General features: G+C 31.4%; 13 protein-coding genes. 8 read left to right on the top strand and 5 right to left on the bottom strand.

Annotation, left to right across the window (positions count from 1 at the left end; all coding sequences use genetic code 11):
* Window positions 1–23: 23 nt before the first annotated feature.
* The gene (locus H0I32_RS09390) at window positions 24–785 is read right to left on the bottom strand and encodes an exodeoxyribonuclease III (protein ID WP_179313550.1); all 762 of its coding nucleotides are present in this window, start codon (window positions 783–785) and stop codon (window positions 24–26) included.
* A gap of 202 nt (window positions 786–987) precedes the next feature.
* Here H0I32_RS09390 and H0I32_RS09385 point away from each other — a divergent pair, with 202 nt between their 5' ends.
* The 6 genes from H0I32_RS09385 to H0I32_RS09360 all read left to right on the top strand — a co-directional run bounded on the left by H0I32_RS09385 (window position 988) and on the right by H0I32_RS09360 (window position 12,251).
* Window positions 988–4,431, top strand: a complete 3,444-nt coding sequence (locus H0I32_RS09385; protein ID WP_179313551.1) for a hypothetical protein — start codon at window positions 988–990, stop codon at window positions 4,429–4,431.
* Between the two features lie 86 nt (window positions 4,432–4,517).
* The gene (locus H0I32_RS09380) at window positions 4,518–5,552 is read left to right on the top strand and encodes a flavin-containing monooxygenase (RefSeq protein ID WP_179313552.1); all 1,035 of its coding nucleotides are present in this window, start codon (window positions 4,518–4,520) and stop codon (window positions 5,550–5,552) included.
* A gap of 99 nt (window positions 5,553–5,651) precedes the next feature.
* The gene (locus tag H0I32_RS09375) at window positions 5,652–6,044 is read left to right on the top strand and encodes a hypothetical protein (protein WP_173586235.1); all 393 of its coding nucleotides are present in this window, start codon (window positions 5,652–5,654) and stop codon (window positions 6,042–6,044) included.
* A 70-nt stretch (window positions 6,045–6,114) separates the two neighbouring features.
* Complete coding sequence (locus H0I32_RS09370; protein WP_179313553.1) at window positions 6,115–10,437, top strand: CusA/CzcA family heavy metal efflux RND transporter; 4,323 nt, start codon at window positions 6,115–6,117, stop codon at window positions 10,435–10,437.
* A gap of 2 nt (window positions 10,438–10,439) precedes the next feature.
* Window positions 10,440–11,594 carry an efflux RND transporter periplasmic adaptor subunit gene (locus H0I32_RS09365; protein ID WP_179313554.1) on the top strand — a complete coding sequence of 385 codons (1,155 nt, stop codon included), beginning with the start codon at window positions 10,440–10,442 and terminating at the stop codon, window positions 11,592–11,594.
* 105 nt (window positions 11,595–11,699) lie between these two features.
* On the top strand, window positions 11,700–12,251 hold the full coding sequence (locus H0I32_RS09360) for a DUF3575 domain-containing protein (protein WP_179313555.1): 552 nt from the start codon (window positions 11,700–11,702) through the stop codon (window positions 12,249–12,251).
* A gap of 75 nt (window positions 12,252–12,326) precedes the next feature.
* Here the strand turns inward: H0I32_RS09360 and H0I32_RS09355 are convergent, their stop codons facing one another.
* The 3 genes from H0I32_RS09355 to H0I32_RS09345 form a co-directional block, all read right to left on the bottom strand.
* On the bottom strand, window positions 12,327–13,430 hold the full coding sequence (locus tag H0I32_RS09355; RefSeq protein ID WP_179313556.1) for a hypothetical protein: 1,104 nt from the start codon (window positions 13,428–13,430) through the stop codon (window positions 12,327–12,329).
* 161 nt (window positions 13,431–13,591) lie between these two features.
* A complete protein-coding gene (locus tag H0I32_RS09350) occupies window positions 13,592–15,133 on the bottom strand; it encodes a glycine--tRNA ligase (RefSeq protein ID WP_179313557.1) in 1,542 nt (513 codons plus the stop codon).
* A gap of 77 nt (window positions 15,134–15,210) precedes the next feature.
* On the bottom strand, window positions 15,211–16,095 hold the full coding sequence (locus H0I32_RS09345; protein ID WP_173586229.1) for a hypothetical protein: 885 nt from the start codon (window positions 16,093–16,095) through the stop codon (window positions 15,211–15,213).
* 71 nt (window positions 16,096–16,166) lie between these two features.
* On the opposite strand from H0I32_RS09345, the gene H0I32_RS09340 reads away from it, so the two are divergent.
* Together H0I32_RS09340 and H0I32_RS09335 are read left to right on the top strand one after the other, a co-directional pair.
* On the top strand, window positions 16,167–16,844 hold the full coding sequence (locus H0I32_RS09340) for a ComF family protein (RefSeq protein WP_173586228.1): 678 nt from the start codon (window positions 16,167–16,169) through the stop codon (window positions 16,842–16,844).
* 56 nt (window positions 16,845–16,900) lie between these two features.
* Window positions 16,901–18,514, top strand: a complete 1,614-nt coding sequence (locus H0I32_RS09335) for an Ig-like domain-containing protein (protein ID WP_173586227.1) — start codon at window positions 16,901–16,903, stop codon at window positions 18,512–18,514.
* On the opposite strand, the gene H0I32_RS09330 is transcribed toward H0I32_RS09335, so the two are convergent.
* Window positions 18,489–19,277, bottom strand: a complete 789-nt coding sequence (locus H0I32_RS09330) for an amidohydrolase (RefSeq protein WP_179313558.1) — start codon at window positions 19,275–19,277, stop codon at window positions 18,489–18,491. The two genes, H0I32_RS09335 and H0I32_RS09330, sit on opposite strands and share 26 nt — an antisense overlap.
* Window positions 19,278–19,279 lie beyond the last annotated feature (2 nt).

Below are 19,279 nucleotides of genomic sequence, written 5' to 3'. Positions count from 1 at the left end.
ATTGTTTGGGGTCTAATTTAATTTTAAAGATCGAGTTCTAATAAAATAGGACAATGGTCACTGTGCACGGCCTCGGTTAATATAACGCTGCGTTTTATTTTTTCTTGTAACGGTGTGCTTACCATCGCATAATCTAATCGCCAACCTTTATTATTTGCTCTAGAATTTGCTCTGTAACTCCACCAAGAATATTCTTGACGCTCTGGATGTAAGAATCTAAAACTATCTACGAATCCACTTTTTACAAATTCCCCTAACCATTCGCGTTCTTCTGGTAAAAACCCAGAAACACCTTTCATTTTAGGGTTATGAATATCAATTTCTTCATGGCAAATATTGTAATCGCCACAAACCACCAAATTTGGTTTTTCCGTTTGCAGTTCTATTAAATACTGTTGAATAAGGTTCATATATTCAAACTTATGAGATAATCTAGCAGCATTTGTTCCCGAAGGCAAATACATACTCATTACAGAAACCTCATCATAATCTACTCTAATATTTCGACCTTCAAAATCCATAGATTCTATTCCGGTTCCAAATTCAATATGCTTAGGTTCTTTTTTACATAAAACCGCTACACCACTGTAACCTTTTTTCTGAGCGCTAAACCAATAATTAAAATTATAACCTGCTTCGGTAAACAAATCTAAATCGAGTTGCTCTTCCATCGCTTTAATTTCTTGCAGACAAATAACATCGGGACCTGTGGCTTTTAACCACTCTATAAATCCTTTATTTATTGCTGCTCTGATACCGTTTACGTTATAAGAAACTATTTTCATGTATTTAAATTTATTGTTTATTAATGCTTACAAACTGTTTACTATTCATCACTCTTTTAGGTGATCAAACCTTAAACATGCCTGTTTCTTTTCGTCATTTTCAGATTAACTGCTAAATTAAATAATACTGTACTTTTACCCTATAATTTTATACTGCATTTAACGATAAAATATTTTTAGCTTTAAACAGTTATTATTCCACATGAAGTCTGCTCTACTTTTTATATTCATTCTATCTACGACCTTGGGTTTTTCCCAGGATCAGGATGGTAATTTTAGACAAAAAAAAGTCGCAGTAAATGATTCTATTCAAATTGATTCTGTAAGTATTAACCCTTCTCGTTTTAAAGTATTAACCACAGACAATAAAGTTATAGATTCTACTTTATATGAAGTTAACTTCGCTAAATCATTATTACGTTTTAAGCTTCCGACAGAAATAGACACCATTCAAATTGAATATTTACGCTACCCTAAATTCTTAACTAAAGTATATAAACAATTGGATGATGCTGTTGTTATAGACCGCTCTTCTAATGGGTATCGACAATTATATAGCTTACAAAATAACACAACGAACAACACATTTACCCCTTTTGATGGACTTACCACATCTGGGAGTATTTCTCGTGGAATTACGATAGGAAATAATCAGAATTCAGTTTTAAATAGCGAACTAGATCTACAGATTTCAGGAAAACTGAATGACAAAGTTACACTTAGAGCTTCTATTCAAGATGCTAACATTCCGCTCCAAGAAAGCGGCTATTCTCAGAGTTTAGATGAATTTGATCAGGTATTTATTGAATTATTTAGCGACGATTGGAATATTAGAGCAGGAGATATAGATTTAGAAAACACGAAAAGTTATTTTGCTAATTTTTCAAAACGTGTACAAGGACTTCTTGTAAATGCTAATTTAAGTGATAAAACCTCTGTTTTTGCTTCGGGTGCTTTGGTACGTGGACAGTTTACATCCACACAATTTACAGCCGAAGAAGGTAACCAAGGCCCATACAAATTAACAGGTTCTAATAACGAACTTTATGTTCTTGTAGTTTCTGGAAGCGAAACCGTTTACGTTAACGGAGTACCTTTAGAGCGCGGCGAAAACAACGATTATGTTATAGATTATAATGCTGGTGAAATAATTTTTAACTCTACATTTCCGATGACTTCAGAAATGCGAATTACAGTTGATTATCAGTTTAGCGAACGTAATTATTCTAGATTCACCGTTTTTGGTGGAGCTAATTTTGAAACAGAAACCTTAAAATTAAATGTTTCCGTTTATTCTGAAAGTGATGCTAAAAACCAACCACTACAGCAAAACCTGTCTACAGAGCAAACCCAAATTTTATCCAATGCTGGTGATGATATAGATTTAATGTCGGCATCTTCTGCATCACTCACAACGTATTCTGAAAATAGAATTTTATATCGAAAAGAATTTATTGGAACAGAAGAAATCTATGTCTATTCTAATGATTCTGAAGACGAATTGTACAGTCTAACCTTTACTTTTGTAGGAGCTAATGAAGGTAATTACATATTAAGCAATTCAAACGCGATCAATAATATTTATGAATATATAGCACCAATTTCTGGTGTTCCACAAGGAAGTTATGAACCTATTACGCAATTAATTCCTCCAAAACGTTTGCAAATTGCAACAATTAACGGGCAATACAACCCTAGTAAAAAAACGAATCTGTTTTTTGAATTTGCTGGGAGTAAAAAAGATGATAATTTATTTTCAAATTTAGATGATGATAACAATGATGGTTATGCTGGGAAATTTACTTTAAATCAAAATCTTATAAAATCGGATAGTCTTTGGAATCTTTCTGCTCTTGTTGATGCCGATTTTATTCAAAAAAACTTTAATACCATAGAGCGTTTATACAGAGCCGAATTTGCGCGCGATTGGAATTTAGACACCTCTGAAACTACAGACGAAACTTTAGATTATGGAAATCAGCTATTATTTACATCTGGATTAAGTTTATCACACGCAAAAAAAGGTAGTATTACTTATAGTTTTGAACATTTAAACTATTCTGAAAACTTCAACGGAAACCGACATAATGTAACTGCTAATTTAAGGTTGGGTGATTTCAAGGTTTATTCAAGCTCAAGTCTTTTAAATAGTAAAAATACTATTAATCGTTCTACATTTCTAAGATCATTCAATAGTGTTACTTATGGTAAAAACAATAAATGGACAGGTGTAAAATTTTCAACAGAAGATAATGAACAACGCGCTATAGAAACAGATTTACTAACAGAATTAAGTCAGAAATTTAAATCTTACGAAGCTTTTGTTGGTATTGGAGATAGCACCAAAGTTTATGCAGAAGTAGGCTACATTAAACGTTTTAACGACAGTTTACGCAGCAATAATCTAAAACGTGTAAATATTTCTAGTACTTATTATCTAAATTCTCGATTGATTCAAAATCAAAACACAAGTCTTCAATTATTTTTAAATTATAGAGATTTAAAATCGGAAGATAGCAGCACTGAAGACGAGCAAAGTTTAAATAGTAGATTGACTTTTAATCAGAAATTATGGAAAAACTTAGTTATTTTAAACACCAGTTTTGAAACAAACTCAGGAACTTTAGCACAGCAAGATTTTACGTATGTTGAAGTTGAAGCAGGACAAGGAGCTTACACTTGGATTGATTATAACGACAATGGCATTCAAGAATTAGACGAATTTGAAATTGCACAATTTACAGATCAAGGCAGTTATATTAGAGTCTTGTTACCGAACCAAGTTTATGTGCAAACCCATCAAAATAGATTCGGACAAACCGTTACAATTAACCCACAATCCTGGAGTGTTTCAGAAGAAAAATCGAAACAATTTTGGTCGCATTTCTACGAGCAAGCTTCCTTTATTGTAGACAGTAAAAAGTTTAAGGAAGATAATTCTTTTAATTTAGATCCGTTTGAAGCTTTAAAAGATGATTTAGATACGGAAGATTTTGTTGCCTTAAATTACAGCGTTAGAAATGTATTGTTTTTTAATAGAGGAAAACAACACTACACCACATCTTACACCTACTTAACTAATAAAAGCAGAAACTTATTGACTACAGGAATTCAACAAAATAAAACGGATAGTCATCAGCTAAATTTTAATCATAAAATTGACGTTAATTGGTTGTTTAACACCTTAGCGAGTTTAAGCAATAATGATAGTAAAAGTGAGAATTTTACGAGTAAGAATTATAACTTAGATGAATATCAATTTCAACCTAAATTAAGTTATTTATTTAGTGAAAATGCTCAGTTTGACATCTTCTATCAATATACTTCCAAAGAAAACACCATAGATAGTTTTGAAACTTTAATACAGAATAACTACGGGCTATCCTTTACTTATAATAACGCACAAAAAATAGCATTAACAGGAGAGTTCAACTTTTTTGAAAATGATTTTGAAGGCGATTCAAACACACCAGTTGCCTACCAAATGCTTGAAGGTTTACAAGCTGGAAAAAACTTTACATGGAGTTTATTAGCACAAAAAAAACTGACTAAATATTTAGATTTAAATTTGAATTATTTAGGACGAAAATCAGAAACTTCAAAAATGATTCATACTGGAACAATTCAGTTAAAAGCTTACTTTTAGATAAAAACATCTATTTTATATTCCGTTATAACTTGTATAAAACCTTTAAAAACGGTATACTGCGTAAAGACCAACAAAACTCATTAATGAAAGACTTTGTAATTGTAGGAGCTGCACAAGCAGGCCTTTCTATGGCTTATTTTCTTAAACAAAAACAGAAAGATTTTTTAATCATTGATAAAGAAAAAGAGGTCGGAGCTTCGTGGCTTAAACGCTGGGATTCTTTAAAACTATTTACACCTACCGAGTTTAACCACTTAATAGGAATGGATTTTCCGGCCGCAAAAGGTCATTATCCAGACAAATATGAAATAGCTTCTTATTTTAAGCAATATGCCGAAAAATTTGAATTCCCTATTCAATTAGAAACTCTAGCTGAAAGTATTGAAAAAATTGATGATGGTTTCCTTATCAAAACCAATCAACAAGAAATCACTTGTAAACAGGTTATCATTGCTACAGGTCCATTTCATATTCCTTTTATACCTAAATTTCACAAAAACCTTTCAGATACTATATACCAAGTTCATAGTAATTATTATAACAGTCCAGAACAATTACAAAAGGGTCCGACTCTTGTTGTTGGTGGCGGAGATAGTGGATTTCAAATTTTAAACGAAATATCGAAGAACACAACCGAAACCACATATTTTTCGGGTAGCACAGACATAAGAACACTTCCTCAGGAGATTTTAGGAAAAACCCTTTGGTGGTGGTTTACTAAAACAGGATTTTTAAGTTTTAGTAAAACATCGTGGATTGGTAAAAAGATCAACCAATCTAAACAACCTATTATTGGTACGGATGTAAAAAGCATTATAAAACGTGATAATGTAGAAGTTGTTGGACACACACTTGACACCGAAGAAAACACTATAAAAACAGCAACCAAAGAACTAAACAATATTAAAAACATTATTTGGGCTACAGGCTACAAACCAAATTTTAAATGGATAAAAAATATTGAACTTTGTAAAAATGGATATCCAATTCACCAAAGAGGAATTAGCACTACAAAAGGACTTTATTTTATAGGATTACCCTGGTTGCACACAAGAGGTTCTGCAACTCTAGGCGGCATAAAAAAAGATGCAACTTATTTAGCGGGTAAGATTTTATAAATAGCTAACAAAATAAAAATATTTAAGACAACTATTTGCTTTAATCCATGTAACCTTTATTACATAAACACGCCTAAAAGTTTGTATCTTCGTGGTGTTATGAGCAAGCTAATCGCTTTTACATATTCACTTTTGATTCTTATTCAAAGTTTCAACATTGGCTTAGAAGATCTTTCTAAGTTCGGTATATTAATGGAGCATGCTGACTATCATAAAGAGTTGTATGGCGACACATTTATACAGTTTTTAGCAGAGCACTATGGTAACGCAATATACCAGCATGATAACGAAGAACACAAAGAGCATAAAAATTTACCTTTTAAAGATGCTCACCACACATGCTCTCATACTCAAATCCCCTTTATAGACTTAACGGTTACTTTAACAATTAATAAACAAGATTTTATAAAAATCCCATTCAATTTTCACTATACAGAATCTCATACAACTTACGAGAAATCTTCTGTTTTTCAACCACCCAAGCACGCATAATTCACTTTAGATTATAATCCTGTTTTTTTTTACAAAACAGGCATCCATTATTTTTTAATTTTTATGAATTATGTTAGAATACATTATTAAGTTCAGCTTAAAAAACAAGCTGATCATCTTCCTGTTTACAGCATTTATTATTGGGTTTGGATTTTTATCACTCAGTCAAATTCCTATTGGAGCAGTTCCTGATATCACCAACAATCAAGTACAAGTCATTACCACATCACGCAATTTATCAACGCAAGATGTAGAACAATTTATTACTTATCCGGTAGAATTAGAAATGGCAAATTTACCAGGAGTAGAAGAAATTCGTTCGGTATCAAAATTTGGCTTATCTGTTGTGACTATTGTTTTTGAAGATAATATGGGAACTTTTCTTCCCAGACAACTGATTGCTGAAAAAATAAAATCTGCATCAGAAAAAATCCCTGAAGGTTTTGGTAATCCAGAAATGGGGCCTATCACCACAGGTTTAGGAGAAATATATCAATACATTTTAGACGTTAAACCGGGTTATGAAGATCAATATTCGGCAACCGACTTAAGAACCATTCAAGATTGGGTTGCAAAGCGTCAACTATCAGGAATACAAGGAGTTGTTGAAATCAATACTTGGGGAGGATTTTTAAAGCAATATGAAGTTGCAATTAATCCAAACAAGCTAAATGCAATGCATATTTCTATATCAGAAATCTACGATGCACTTGAAAAAAATAATAGTGTTGCTGGTGGTGGGTATATTGAAAAAAATAATGAATCCTTTTTTATTAGAGGTGAAGGTTTAGTAAAAACCTTAGACGATATTGAAAACATAGTCGTTAAAAACACCTCAACACCAATTTATATTAAAGATGTTGCTAAAGTCGGATTTGGTAGTGCAACACGCTTTGGTGCTATTACCGGAAATGGTGAAGGCGAAAAAGTTTTAGGTCAAATTATGATGATTAAAGATGGAAATTCTAAAGCCGTCATCGATGCCGTAAAACTACGCATAGAATCCATAAAGCATACTTTGCCAGAAGGTGTATTTATCAATGGCTTTTTAGAACGAAGTGAACTCATTGGAAAAACTACATTTACAGTCTCAGAAAATTTAATCCTTGGCTCTCTCATTGTCATTTTTGTAGTGGTTTTACTACTCGGTAATTTACGCTCTGGATTAGTAGTGGCTTCAGTCATTCCTTTGAGTTTATTATTTGCCATTTCCATGATGAACGTATTTGGAGTCGATGCCAATTTAATGAGTCTTGGCGCCATTGATTTCGGAATCATTATCGATGGAGCTGTCATTATTGTAGAATTTATTGCTTTCAGAATTATCACTCAAAGCGACAAACTAAAAGCACTTAATAAAGAAGAAAAACAGACCGAAATTGACAATATAACCCTAAAAAGTGCTTCAAAAATGATGAATTCAGCCATTTTTGGACAATTAATCATCTTAATTGTTTTTATTCCTATTTTAACTTTAAGTGGTGTAGAAGGTAAAATGTTTAGACCCATGGCACTCACCTTTAGCTTTGCTTTAATTGGCGCCATGATTCTATGTTTAACTTATGTCCCGGTAGTGGCTTCATTGTTTTTAAAACCAAGCCCACCCTCTTCAAAAAATGTATCGGTTAAGCTAATGAATTTTATTAAAAAAAGATACGAACCAATTATCAATTGGGCTTTAAGACACAAGAAAATTGTACTCATTCTCTCTACCGTTTTATTAGCTACGAGTGTTTTTATATTTAGCAGAATGGGCGGTGAATTTGTTCCCACATTAGACGAAGGTGATTTTGTAATACAACCTATATTAAAAACAGGAACTTCTCTCGGAAAAACCATTGAGACAACTACAAAAATAGAACAAATTTTGTTAAATAATTTCCCTGAAGTCGACCAAGTAGTTACGAGAATAGGTGCTGCAGAAGTTCCAACGGACCCAATGTCTATGGAAGAAAGTGATGTTATTATTAAGCTAAAACCTAAAAAAGAATGGGTTTCAGCAAACAGTAAAGATGAATTAGCTAATAAATTTAAAGAAGCATTGTCCATCATCCCTGGTATGGAGGTCGAATTTACCCAACCCATTGAAATGCGATTTAATGAACTTATTACTGGGGTTAGAGCCGATGTTGCTATTAAAATTTTTGGAGAAGATTTATCCATTTTAGCAAAAAAAGCAAATGAAGTAAAAACCTTAATTCAAAATGTGCAAGGTGCTTCGGATATTACGGTAGAAAAAGTGGAAGGTTTACCACAAATGAGCGTTGTTTTCAACCGACATAAAATAGCAAGGTATGGACTCAATATTTCAGATGTAAATCATTTGATTTCAATGGGATTTGCCGGGGAAACGGTTGGAAATGTCTTTGAAGGAGAAAAACGTTTTGACCTCGTTATCCGTTTAGATGAGAATAGCAGAAAAAATCTAGCGAGCCTTCAAAATTTATATATTGATGTTCCTAACGGAGCTAAGGTTCCATTAAGCGAATTAGCTGATATCAAATATACCGAAGGACCCGCTCAAATTTCTAGAGATGATACAAAAAGACGAATTGTAGTTGGTATAAATGTTAGAAATCGAGATTTAGAATCGGTTGTAGATGATGTTAGAACAATTCTAGATACCAAATTAAAACTTCCCGTAGGTTATAATATTACTTATGGTGGCCAATTTGAAAATCTACAAAGTGCTAAAGACCGACTTTTAATTGTGGTGCCAATTGCCTTAGCTTTAATTTTTGTGCTATTGTATTTTGCTTTTCATTCGGTAAAAGAAGCTTTAATTGTATATTCTACAATTCCACTAGCCGCAGTTGGTGGCGTCTTACTGTTATGGTTACGCGACTTACCGTTTAGTATTTCGGCAGGTGTTGGTTTTATTGCACTTTTCGGTATTGCAGTACTTAATGGAATTGTACTCATTGAACACTTTAAATCCTTGCACGATGAAGAGGGTATGAATGATATTGATGCACTTGTAAAACGAGGAACCACAGAACGCTTAAGACCCGTATTATTAACCGCATCTGCTGCTGCCTTAGGGTTTTTACCTATGGCAATTTCTACCAATGCCGGTGCAGAAGTACAACGTCCGTTAGCAACAGTAGTGATTGGCGGTTTATTTACTGCCACCATTTTAACCTTAGTTGTATTACCCGTTTTGTATGCTTGGCTTAAAAATAGAACAGCTCCTAAAACGAATAAAACAGCAATAGTAACTATTATCGGTTTTCTATTTATATGGAATAGCAATGCGCAATCACCTCTAACCGTTGAACAAACTTTAGATTTAACAATAGAAAATAACGCGAGTTTAAAGGCTTCAAATTTAAAAATCGAAAAAAGCAATGCATCTGTAGGAAGTGCTTTTAGTTTTGACAAAACAGCTTTGTATTATAATTATGACGAAAGCAACCTCGCTTCAAACAACAAACCTTTAAAGGTGTTTAAAATTGCTCAAGACTTTAAATTTCCAACCGTTTATTTTGCTGATAAAAAAGTAAATAAAGCATTGGTTAATTTAGAAGAATCTAGATATAATATTCAACTTCAAAAAGTTAAAAAGAAAGTTTATTCTAGCTATTATCAATTGCAATATGCTAAGCAACGTGCAAAAACCTATCGCTTTTTAGACAGTCTTTATAAAGATTTCGCACAGAAATCAGCACGACGTTTTGAACTAGGTGAAACCAATTATTTAGAAACTATTACCGCGGAATCTAAGCAAAAACAAATCCAAACGTTATACAAACAAGCTTTACAAGATATTGAATTTTCTAAAGAACAATTAAAAGCTATCGCTCAAGTCAATACTATTACTATTATAGATCAAGATTTAGAAAAACTTGAATTAAACAGTCCATCTCTTGATGATAATTCAGGATTAAGCTATTATGAAAATGCTGAAAACTATCAGAATACGCTTTATAAATCCGAAAAGCAAAGTCTTTTACCAGACCTTAGTTTCGAATATTTTCAAGGAACAAATGACCAATTAAATGCGAATCTTAGAGGCTATCAATTTGGACTAAAAATACCGTTGTTATTCTTTGGAAATTCATCAAAAATTAAAGCTTCAAAAATCGCTAAAGAAATTATTACTGAACAGAAACAAGATTATAAAATACAGTTAAATTCTGAATACAAATCGCTTTTAACGACACAAAACAAATATGAAGAAGCCATTAGTTATTACGAAAAGCAAGGCAAGCGTTTAAAAGATGAAATTATAAAAACAGCCAACAGAACCTTTAAAGAAGGAGAAATTGACTTTTTTCAATACATCCAAAGTTTAGAAACAGCAACAGACATTGAGCTAACTTATTTAGACAATCTAAACGCATACAACCAAACTGTTATTAACATTAATCACCTTATTTTAAATATCTTTTAAAGATGAAACATCTATATTTTATAATATTCGCAGTACTTATTACAGCCTGTGGGAACGACAATAACAATACATCGGAACCTATATCAACAGATGAAGGAGATCACGACCATATCTCTATTACAAAAACACAATTTGAAAGTGAAAAAATGGTTTTTGGAAGCTTAACTGAATTAGATTTTAACGAAAGCATAAAAGTTAACGGTATAATTGATGTGCCACCACAAAGTAAATCTAGTATTTCTACTTTTATAAGTGGTTACATTACCAATACACCATTACTTATTGGTAGCGAGGTAAAAAAGGGACAACTTCTAGTAACGCTTCAAAATCCAGAATATATTGAAATTCAACAAAATTATCTCGAAGTTGCAGAACAACTAAATTACTTAAAATCGGAATTCAACAGACAAAAAACCTTGTTTGACGAACAAATTACCTCTGAGAAAAATTATCTCAAAGCCAAAAGTCTATACAAAAGTAATTTAGCACATTACAATGGCTTGCGTAAAAAACTACAGATGATGAATATTAGTCCTAAACGTGTAGAACAAGGACAAATTTCTTCGACCATAAACTTGTATGCACCAATTTCTGGTACTGTAAGCAAGGTAAATATAAGTAATGGTACCTATGTTTCTCCAAGTGATGTAATTTTAGAACTTGTAAATACAGATCATATTCATCTAGAACTCGCAGTTTTTGAAAAGGATATTATGAACGTTAAAAAAGGACAACAAATCCGTTTCAAAATCCCTGAAGCTTCTAAAGATACTTTTGATGCAGAAATTCATTTAGTCGGTACAACAATTGATGCTGAGACGAGACGTGTACAGGTACATGGACATGGACATGTAGAAAATGAAGATAGCAACTTTATTGTAGGCATGTTTGTAGAAGCTGAAATCATTACTGAAAGCACAAAAAAATTAAGCCTCCCAAAAGAAGCTATAATCCCCTTAGAGGACGGAAATTATGTTTTAGTTTTAGATGAAGAAAATGAAGATGAGTTTCATCTAAAAAAAATAAAAGTAAATTTAGGAAAACAAACAGAAGATGCTGCAGAAATTCTAAATACAGACAATTTAAAAAACAAACAAATATTAATAAAAGGTATTGGTATGCTATTGAATGAAAGTGAAGGTGGTCATAGTCATTAATGGATTTAGGTGTTTTTTAGATTCAACTTTTTATTATATTTGATATATCTATATGATACAGTTATCATTATAACCTAGTATTATTAATCAATCTTAAATCAACTTATGAAGAAATCACTTTTTATGCTATTGCTCCTTTTTTCTATTTGTACACTAAGTGCACAACAACAAAACGATAGTATTGCTTCTTTATATGAAAAGCAAAATGAAGTTAAATTAAATGCTGTAATGCTGCTTGCTGGTGTTTTTGAAGCAAGTTATGAAAGAAATCTTAATGAAGAATCTTCTGTTGGTATTTCTTTTTTAACACCATATGACAACGAAAATTCAGATGCTGATATTAATTATTACATTTCTCCTTATTATAGAGTTTTCTTTGGAAAAAAATATGCGGCCGGTTTTTTTATTGAAGGATTTGGAATGTTAAATTCAATAGACCGAGATTATGAAGTTCAAGAATCAGGGATGTACTATACTTATGAAGAAAAAAGTGTTACCGACTTCGCACTTGGCTTTGGCTTAGGTGGTAAGTGGGTTACTAAAAGCGGGTTTGTATTTGAACTTGTTGGAGGAATAGGTAGAAATCTTTTTCAAAATGATTATGATTCTCAAATTGTTGGAAAATTCGGATTCAATTTAGGTTACCGTTTTAATTAGATAAAATTATTTATAAAAGTATAATGCCCAAACTTTAATAGTTTGGGCATTTTTAGGTTTTATTGAGTTTAAGCTTCAATAATACTTTATTTTTCTGCTCCACACATATAATGGTTCATCATTAACTATTTTTATAATTTTAATCCAATTACCTTTTTTATCTAAATCATATTTGTAATCAATATTATAAGTTTTTCCTATTTCCTCAATTGTTATGTGAACTATATAATTATCATCATATATTCTAGTTACTGTTTTTTCTTTTCTACCTGAAAATATACTTTCCTCTTTTATTTTTAAGTCTAATTTATTGTATTTAAATATGGCTTTATAATGATAAGAAGTATCTGATGGTGTATTGTAAATAGTTCTTTCAATTATATTATCATTATCATATTTGTAAATAGTCTTACTTCTTATAATATCACGGTCATTATATCTCTCTTCATAAATCAAATTATCATTTACGTCATACTTTAGTTTTTTAATATTTCTCCATGTCCCCGTGGAATCCCTAGCGAATAATCGACTCCCATTTTTATTTTCTCGCCATTTTCTAGGAATGTGTTGAAATTCCCTAATCAATTTATTTTGTTTATTATAGTTTTTATAATCTGAATTTACATACCCAAATGCATCATACCTTGATGTTTTAATTAGATTACCAATGGAATCATATTTAAATAGTAAATAATAAAATAAATCAGTTTCATCACTATATGTAGAAATAGAGCTTCTTAATTTACCATTATAATCATAAGTATACTTAACTAAATTATGCTCATAATCAAAAAATGTTTCTTTTTTTTCTGAAAGATTCCCTTCTTTATTATAGGAATATTCATATTTCATTACAAAATCCTCATCTTTATCTCTCCAAGTTTCATTTTTTGGTTTTCCATTTTTTAAAAATTCTTTTTCATAGTTAATATAAGCAACATCAGGGTATTTAAACCAAAATGCATGAAATTTGTCTTTTAAATTTTCTGGCGTAAGAATTGTTGCATGCCCATAATCTCCATCCCCTTCCATAAATGTATAGTTCTGCTTATTCTTTTTTAAAAACTCCACTTTTTCTTTAACATATCTAGGATTACCATAAATGGTATCTATATTTTTTTGAGAATAACAAGTAAACGCAAAAAGAAGAGCTAACAAAGTAACAAAAGATGTTTTCAAAACTTATATTTTAGTATTAAATCAAAAGTATCTATTTTATTTATAAATAAAGAACAACAATGAGTGAGTACAACTTTTCCATGACTAAAAATAAAAAAACGCCCAAACTTAATAGTTTGGGCGTTTTTTGTAAAAGAGATTCCTGCGTTTGCAGTAATCTGTTATTTCATTCTCTGTAGCCAATGCTTTACATCAACCTCAGCTTTAATGATATCTTTTAAATCTTCAATCTTCACACGTTTTTGTTCCATCGTATCTCTATGACGAATTGTAACTGAATTATCTTCTAAAGTATCGTGATCTACAGTAATACAAAATGGTGTTCCGTTAGCATCTTGTCTTCTGTAACGTCTTCCAACCGTATCTTTTTCTTCGTAGGCAACATTAAAGTCCCACTTTAAATCTTCAACAATTTGTTTTGCAACTTCTGGTAAACCATCTTTTGCTAACAAAGGAAATATTGCCGCTTTTACAGGTGCCAATACTGCTGGTAATCTTAAAACAGTACGTGTTTTTCCATCTTCTAGCTCTTCTTCTACTAAAGCGTTAGAAAACACAGCCAAAAACATACGATCTAAACCTATAGAAGTTTCTAAAACGTAAGGTGTATAGCTTTCTTTATCTTCTTGATCAAAATACTGAAGTTTTTTACCAGAAAATTCTTCGTGTTGCTTTAAATCGAAATCTGTACGAGAATGAATCCCTTCTAATTCTTTAAACCCAAATGGGAATTTGAATTCGATATCTGTAGCCGCATCTGCGTAATGTGCTAATTTTTCATGATCGTGAAAACGGTAATTATCAGCGCCCATCCCTAGAGATAAATGCCATTTCATACGTGTTTCTTTCCAATGCTCAAACCATTTTTTTTGTGTTCCTGGCTTAATAAAAAACTGCATTTCCATTTGTTCAAACTCACGCATTCTAAAAATAAATTGTCTTGCAACAATCTCGTTTCTAAAAGCTTTTCCTGTTTGTGCAATTCCGAAAGGAATCTTTAAACGTCCTGTTTTCTGAACGTTTAAGAAATTCACAAAAATACCTTGTGCCGTTTCTGGTCTTAAATATAAGTCCATTGCAGATTCTGCTGAAGCACCTAATTTTGTTCCGAACATTAAGTTGAATTGCTTAACGTCTGTCCAATTACGACTTCCTGCAACAGGACAAGCAATTTCTAATTCTTCAATTAAAGCTTTTACATCTGCTAAATCTTCATTTTCTAAAGATTGACCCAAACGTTTTAAGATAGAATCAATTTTTTCTTGATAACCAACAACACGTCCGTTAGTCGAAAGAAATTCTTCTTTATTAAAGGCTTCTCCAAAGCGTTTTTCAGCTTTTTTAACTTCCTTTTCAATTTTAGCTTCAATTTTTAAACAATAATCTTCAACTAAGACATCGGCTCTATAACGTTTTTTTGAGTCCTTGTTATCAATTAAAGGATCACTGAACGCATCTACGTGGCCAGAAGCCTTCCATGTGGTAGGATGCATAAATATTGCGGCATCAATACCTACAATATTTTCATTCATCTGTACCATGGCTTTCCACCAATAGTCTCTAATATTTTTCTTTAATTCTACTCCATTTTGAGCATAATCGTACACTGCACTAAGTCCATCATAGATTTCACTACTCTGAAACACGTAACCATACTCCTTTGCGTGAGAGATTACTTTTTTAAATTGATCGTCGTTTGCCATAATACTGCAAAAATAGAAAACCGCTCTGATTAACAGAACGGTTTTACAAAAATTATATCGTTAATTATATGTATTTACTATTTTAAAACAAGACTTGTACTCGCGAGCTTAGTATTTTTATGAAAAACATTCACAAAATAATGCCCTTTGGTTAACGGTTTTTCGTTTTCACTGGGTATAATAGCTGTACAAACTTCTAAGTTTTTATTAGCATAGTTAACAACTTCCTTCTTACTATAATTTAAAGTATCATCCCCAAAAACCAATTCTCCTTTATCTGAAACAACATTACCTTGTGGACTTACAATTTGTATGTAAATATCTTTTTCTCCTTTTAGTGTTAAAATATTTTCTGATAACGTAATGCAAACATCGATAGCATTGGCACGTCTTGCCTTTTCCGTTAAACGCTTTTTACCAGACTTAAGTTTATAAGATTGTACACTAACATTACTAGCCTTTAGTACTGCAGCATCATTAATAGATCTATTTAAAACATTATTTGTTTTTTCTAAATCACTAATTGTTGTTGTCTTTTTTTTAATAGTATTTAAAGCGTAGTGTTTCTCTTGTTGCAGTTTTTCATTTTCATAATTTAAAGAATCAATAGTGCTAAGAAGCACTTTGCTTTTAGATTTAAAAACAGCAAGCTGACCTTTAAATTTAGTAATTATAGATAAGTTCCCTCTAAGTAATCTTAAAGAATCTAATGCATTCTTAGTTTCTTGCTTTGCTTGTTGTAGCTGAGCAGACATAAGACTGTAATCTTCACTAAGTTCGTCGTAACTGGATAAAAGCTCTGATAATTCAGTTTCTATTAAAACTTTTTCTTGATTTAAAAAAGTCTCGTAAGATTCAATGGATTTGTATTTATCAAAACTATAGGCTCCTAAAACGGTTAAGACAATTAATAAAGAACTTATAATTAATCTATAATTTAATAGCTGAGGGTTAACTATCATAATTAATTTTATTAATTTGAAGCCAAAATAAAGGTTCTTATAGTGTAATCCTTATTTTAATCGTTTAAGTGATGAAAAACTTGTTAAACTTGTTCTTTCCAATGGTTTGCGAAGCGTGCAACGATGCTTTAAGTGATAACGAAGTACTTTTATGCACTTCATGCAGACATCATTTACCCGTTACTAACTTTCATTTTAATAATGATGAAACCGTTAAAAAAACAGTTTATGGAAGAGTAAAATTAGAAAATGCAACTGCTTTATTACACTTTTCGAAAAAAGGAATTGTACAACAAATACTTCATAATTTAAAATACAGAGGTCATGAAAGTATTGGGGAATTCTTTGGTAAATGGCTTGGTGCCGAATTAGCAACAATAGATGTTTATAAAAATATAGATGTCGTTATACCGGTTCCTTTATACAAGTCTAAGCTAAGAAAACGGGGCTATAATCAAGTTGCTAAATTTAGCCAAGAAATTGCAAAAGCTTTAAATGCAGAATATAATGACAGTGTTTTAATAAAAATAAAATCAACAAAAACACAAGTTTTTAAAGCAAGAACTACACGATGGAAAGATGACGGAGCCTTATTTAATATTTCTGAGAATAAATCTTTAGCTGGCAAACATATTTTATTAGTCGATGATATTATTACAACTGGCGCAACCGTAGAAGCCTGTGCGGCAGTTTTGTTAAAAATTCATAATATAAAGTTAAGTCTCGCCACTTTAGCAATTGCAGATTGATTTTTTCGTTACTTTAATTTATAGTTGTTTCTTTGTATTAAATTATTATAAAATAGATGCGTTTATCTTTTATTCGAATTATAAGTATACTGTTAATTTCAATTAGTATTGTAAGTTGTGCTAATCGCGGTACACCAACTGGTGGAGAAAAAGATATTTTACCTCCTGAAATAATATCATCTAACCCAAAAAATTTCTCAACTAATTTTAAAGGTGATGAGATTATTATACAGTTTAATGAATATGTTCAAATAAAAGATCTTCAGAAACAACTTATTATATCGCCTCCAATGGATAATGCTCCTGTCGTTTCTCCTGCAAGTGGTGCTAGCAAAACAATATCTATCAAAATAAAAGATACGCTAGATGCTAATACTACTTATGCTTTTAATTTTGGAGAAAGTATAGTGGATTATAACGAAAGCAATCCTTATCCTTATTACCGTTATGTGTTTTCTACAGGAAATACTATTGATTCATTATCCGTAAAAGGATTTGTTGAAGATGCTTTAAAAAAAGAGCCCGATACATTTATTTCTGTAATGCTTTATGAAGTAGACTCTACATATTCGGATTCTATCGTTTATAAAGAAAAACCAAGATACATAACGAACACATTAGACAGTCTTACAAGTTTTAGTATCGATAACATCAAAGAAGGTACTTATAAACTAATTGCTTTAAAAGATGAAAATTCGAATTATATCTTTAATCAAAAAGATGATAAAATAGGTTTTAAAGAGGGGTATATTACTGTACCGTCAGATTCGACTTATGGCTTAAAATTATTTAATGAAGACGTAAACTTCAAAGCTATTAAACCAACACAAGATGGTGAAAAACGAATCATTTTCCCATACGAAGGTGATTATGAAGCCATGAGAATTAATGTTCTAGGTGAAACGCCTGAAGGTTATAAAACTAGAATTGTAAAAGACAAAGAAACGGATACTTTGTATTATTGGTATCAACCAAAGTTTGAAATTGATACTACATTTTTCACAGTGACTAATGGAAAAAAAATAGACACTTTTAAACATCGTTTTAGAGCATTAAAAAGCGATTCTTTAAAAATTACAGCTTTAACACAAGGTGCTATTAATTTTGAAGATGAATTTACTCTTGAAGCTAATATACCTTTATCTAAAATTGATACCACAAAAATTAAAGTTATAGACAAAGATTCTTTAGCTGTAACTTATAAGGTTGAATATGATTCAATCTACAATAAATATAGATTTCCCATAGATAAAATAGAAGGTCAAGAATATAATTTCACTTTACTACCAGGTACATTAACTGATTTTTACGAAGATACCAATAAAGACACTCTAAATTTCAAAATTAAAACTAAAATGAAATCTGATTATGGTAACATTAGAGTGAACCTAATTAATGCTAAGCTACCAATGATTGTTCAGCTAATAGATAATAATGATGTGGTTTTATTCGAACGTTATGCTAAAGATATTCCTGTTGTAGATTTCACAAATTTGACTCCAAAAAAATATAAAATGCGAGCTATTTTTGATACTAATGAAAACGGAAAATATGACACAGGTAATTTCTTATTAGGAATTCAACCTGAACGTGTCAGTTATCCAAAAGAAGAATTAGATGACGTGCGTGCTAATTTTGATTTCGTTATTGAATTTGAACTTTTAGACTAAATCCGTCTCCGTCATTTAAAAAGTTTAATTTTTCTCGGTATTTTTTAATAGCGTCTTTATGTAATGTAACGACTTCTATAGTTTCCTCGTTTTCAGAAATATGATCTAATCTATTCCCTAAAACGTCGTAAACAACTGAGTGCCCAGAATGTTCATAATTATTCCCGTCTAGACCTACTCTATTAACACCAACACAATACGTCATATTCTCTATGGCTCTAGCTTGTAACAAAGCATCCCAAGCTTTAATCCGAACTTTTGGCCAATTGGCAACATATATCAAAAGGTCGTAATCCTCAACATTTCTAGCCCAAACAGGGAAACGTAAATCGTAGCATACCAACGGACAAATTCTCCAACCTTTATAATTGAATATTACTTTTTCTGAACCAGCAGTATATACTTTATCTTCACCTGCTAAAGTGAATGTATGCCGTTTATCATAAGTAATAATTTTACCAGAAGGCTCTACACAAACCATACGATTATAGAAATTATTATTTTCAGAAATCACAAGACTCCCCATAATAACTGCGTTTTTTTCTTTTGCTAATTGCTTTAACCATAATATTGTTTCACCATCCATTGGCTCCGCAACTAATTCTGGCTTCATGGTAAAACCAGAAGTAAACATTTCTGGTAAAACAATAAGATCAACACCCGTTATGGTATTGATCTTATCATTTAGTAAACGTCTATTTTCTTTTGGGTTTTCCCAAACTAAAGACGTTTGTATTAAGGCTACGTTTAAAACGTTAGACATAT

Origin of the sequence: Winogradskyella sp. HaHa_3_26 (assembly GCF_019278425.1) — a bacterium.
Taxonomy (GTDB): Bacteria; Bacteroidota; Bacteroidia; order Flavobacteriales; family Flavobacteriaceae; genus Winogradskyella; species Winogradskyella undariae.
Note: the sequence above shows the minus strand (reverse complement) of the source record. Positions and strands in the feature narration are given on the sequence as shown.

Excerpts from the sequence above, each read along its gene's own strand:
- H0I32_RS09360 (WP_179313555.1), top strand. The coding sequence starts at position 11,700 with ATGAAGAAATCACTTTTTATGCTATTGCTCCTTTTTTCTATTTGTACA.
- H0I32_RS09345 (WP_173586229.1), bottom strand. The coding sequence starts at position 16,095 with ATGATAGTTAACCCTCAGCTATTAAATTATAGATTAATTATAAGTTCT.
- H0I32_RS09370 (WP_179313553.1), top strand. The coding sequence starts at position 6,115 with ATGTTAGAATACATTATTAAGTTCAGCTTAAAAAACAAGCTGATCATC.
- H0I32_RS09385 (WP_179313551.1), top strand. The coding sequence starts at position 988 with ATGAAGTCTGCTCTACTTTTTATATTCATTCTATCTACGACCTTGGGT.
- H0I32_RS09340 (WP_173586228.1), top strand. The coding sequence starts at position 16,167 with ATGAAAAACTTGTTAAACTTGTTCTTTCCAATGGTTTGCGAAGCGTGC.
- H0I32_RS09380 (WP_179313552.1), top strand. The coding sequence starts at position 4,518 with ATGAAAGACTTTGTAATTGTAGGAGCTGCACAAGCAGGCCTTTCTATG.
- H0I32_RS09350 (WP_179313557.1), bottom strand. The coding sequence starts at position 15,133 with ATGGCAAACGACGATCAATTTAAAAAAGTAATCTCTCACGCAAAGGAG.
- H0I32_RS09335 (WP_173586227.1), top strand. The coding sequence starts at position 16,901 with ATGCGTTTATCTTTTATTCGAATTATAAGTATACTGTTAATTTCAATT.
- H0I32_RS09390 (WP_179313550.1), bottom strand. The coding sequence starts at position 785 with ATGAAAATAGTTTCTTATAACGTAAACGGTATCAGAGCAGCAATAAAT.
- H0I32_RS09330 (WP_179313558.1), bottom strand. The coding sequence starts at position 19,277 with ATGTCTAACGTTTTAAACGTAGCCTTAATACAAACGTCTTTAGTTTGG.
- H0I32_RS09365 (WP_179313554.1), top strand. The coding sequence starts at position 10,440 with ATGAAACATCTATATTTTATAATATTCGCAGTACTTATTACAGCCTGT.
- H0I32_RS09375 (WP_173586235.1), top strand. The coding sequence starts at position 5,652 with ATGAGCAAGCTAATCGCTTTTACATATTCACTTTTGATTCTTATTCAA.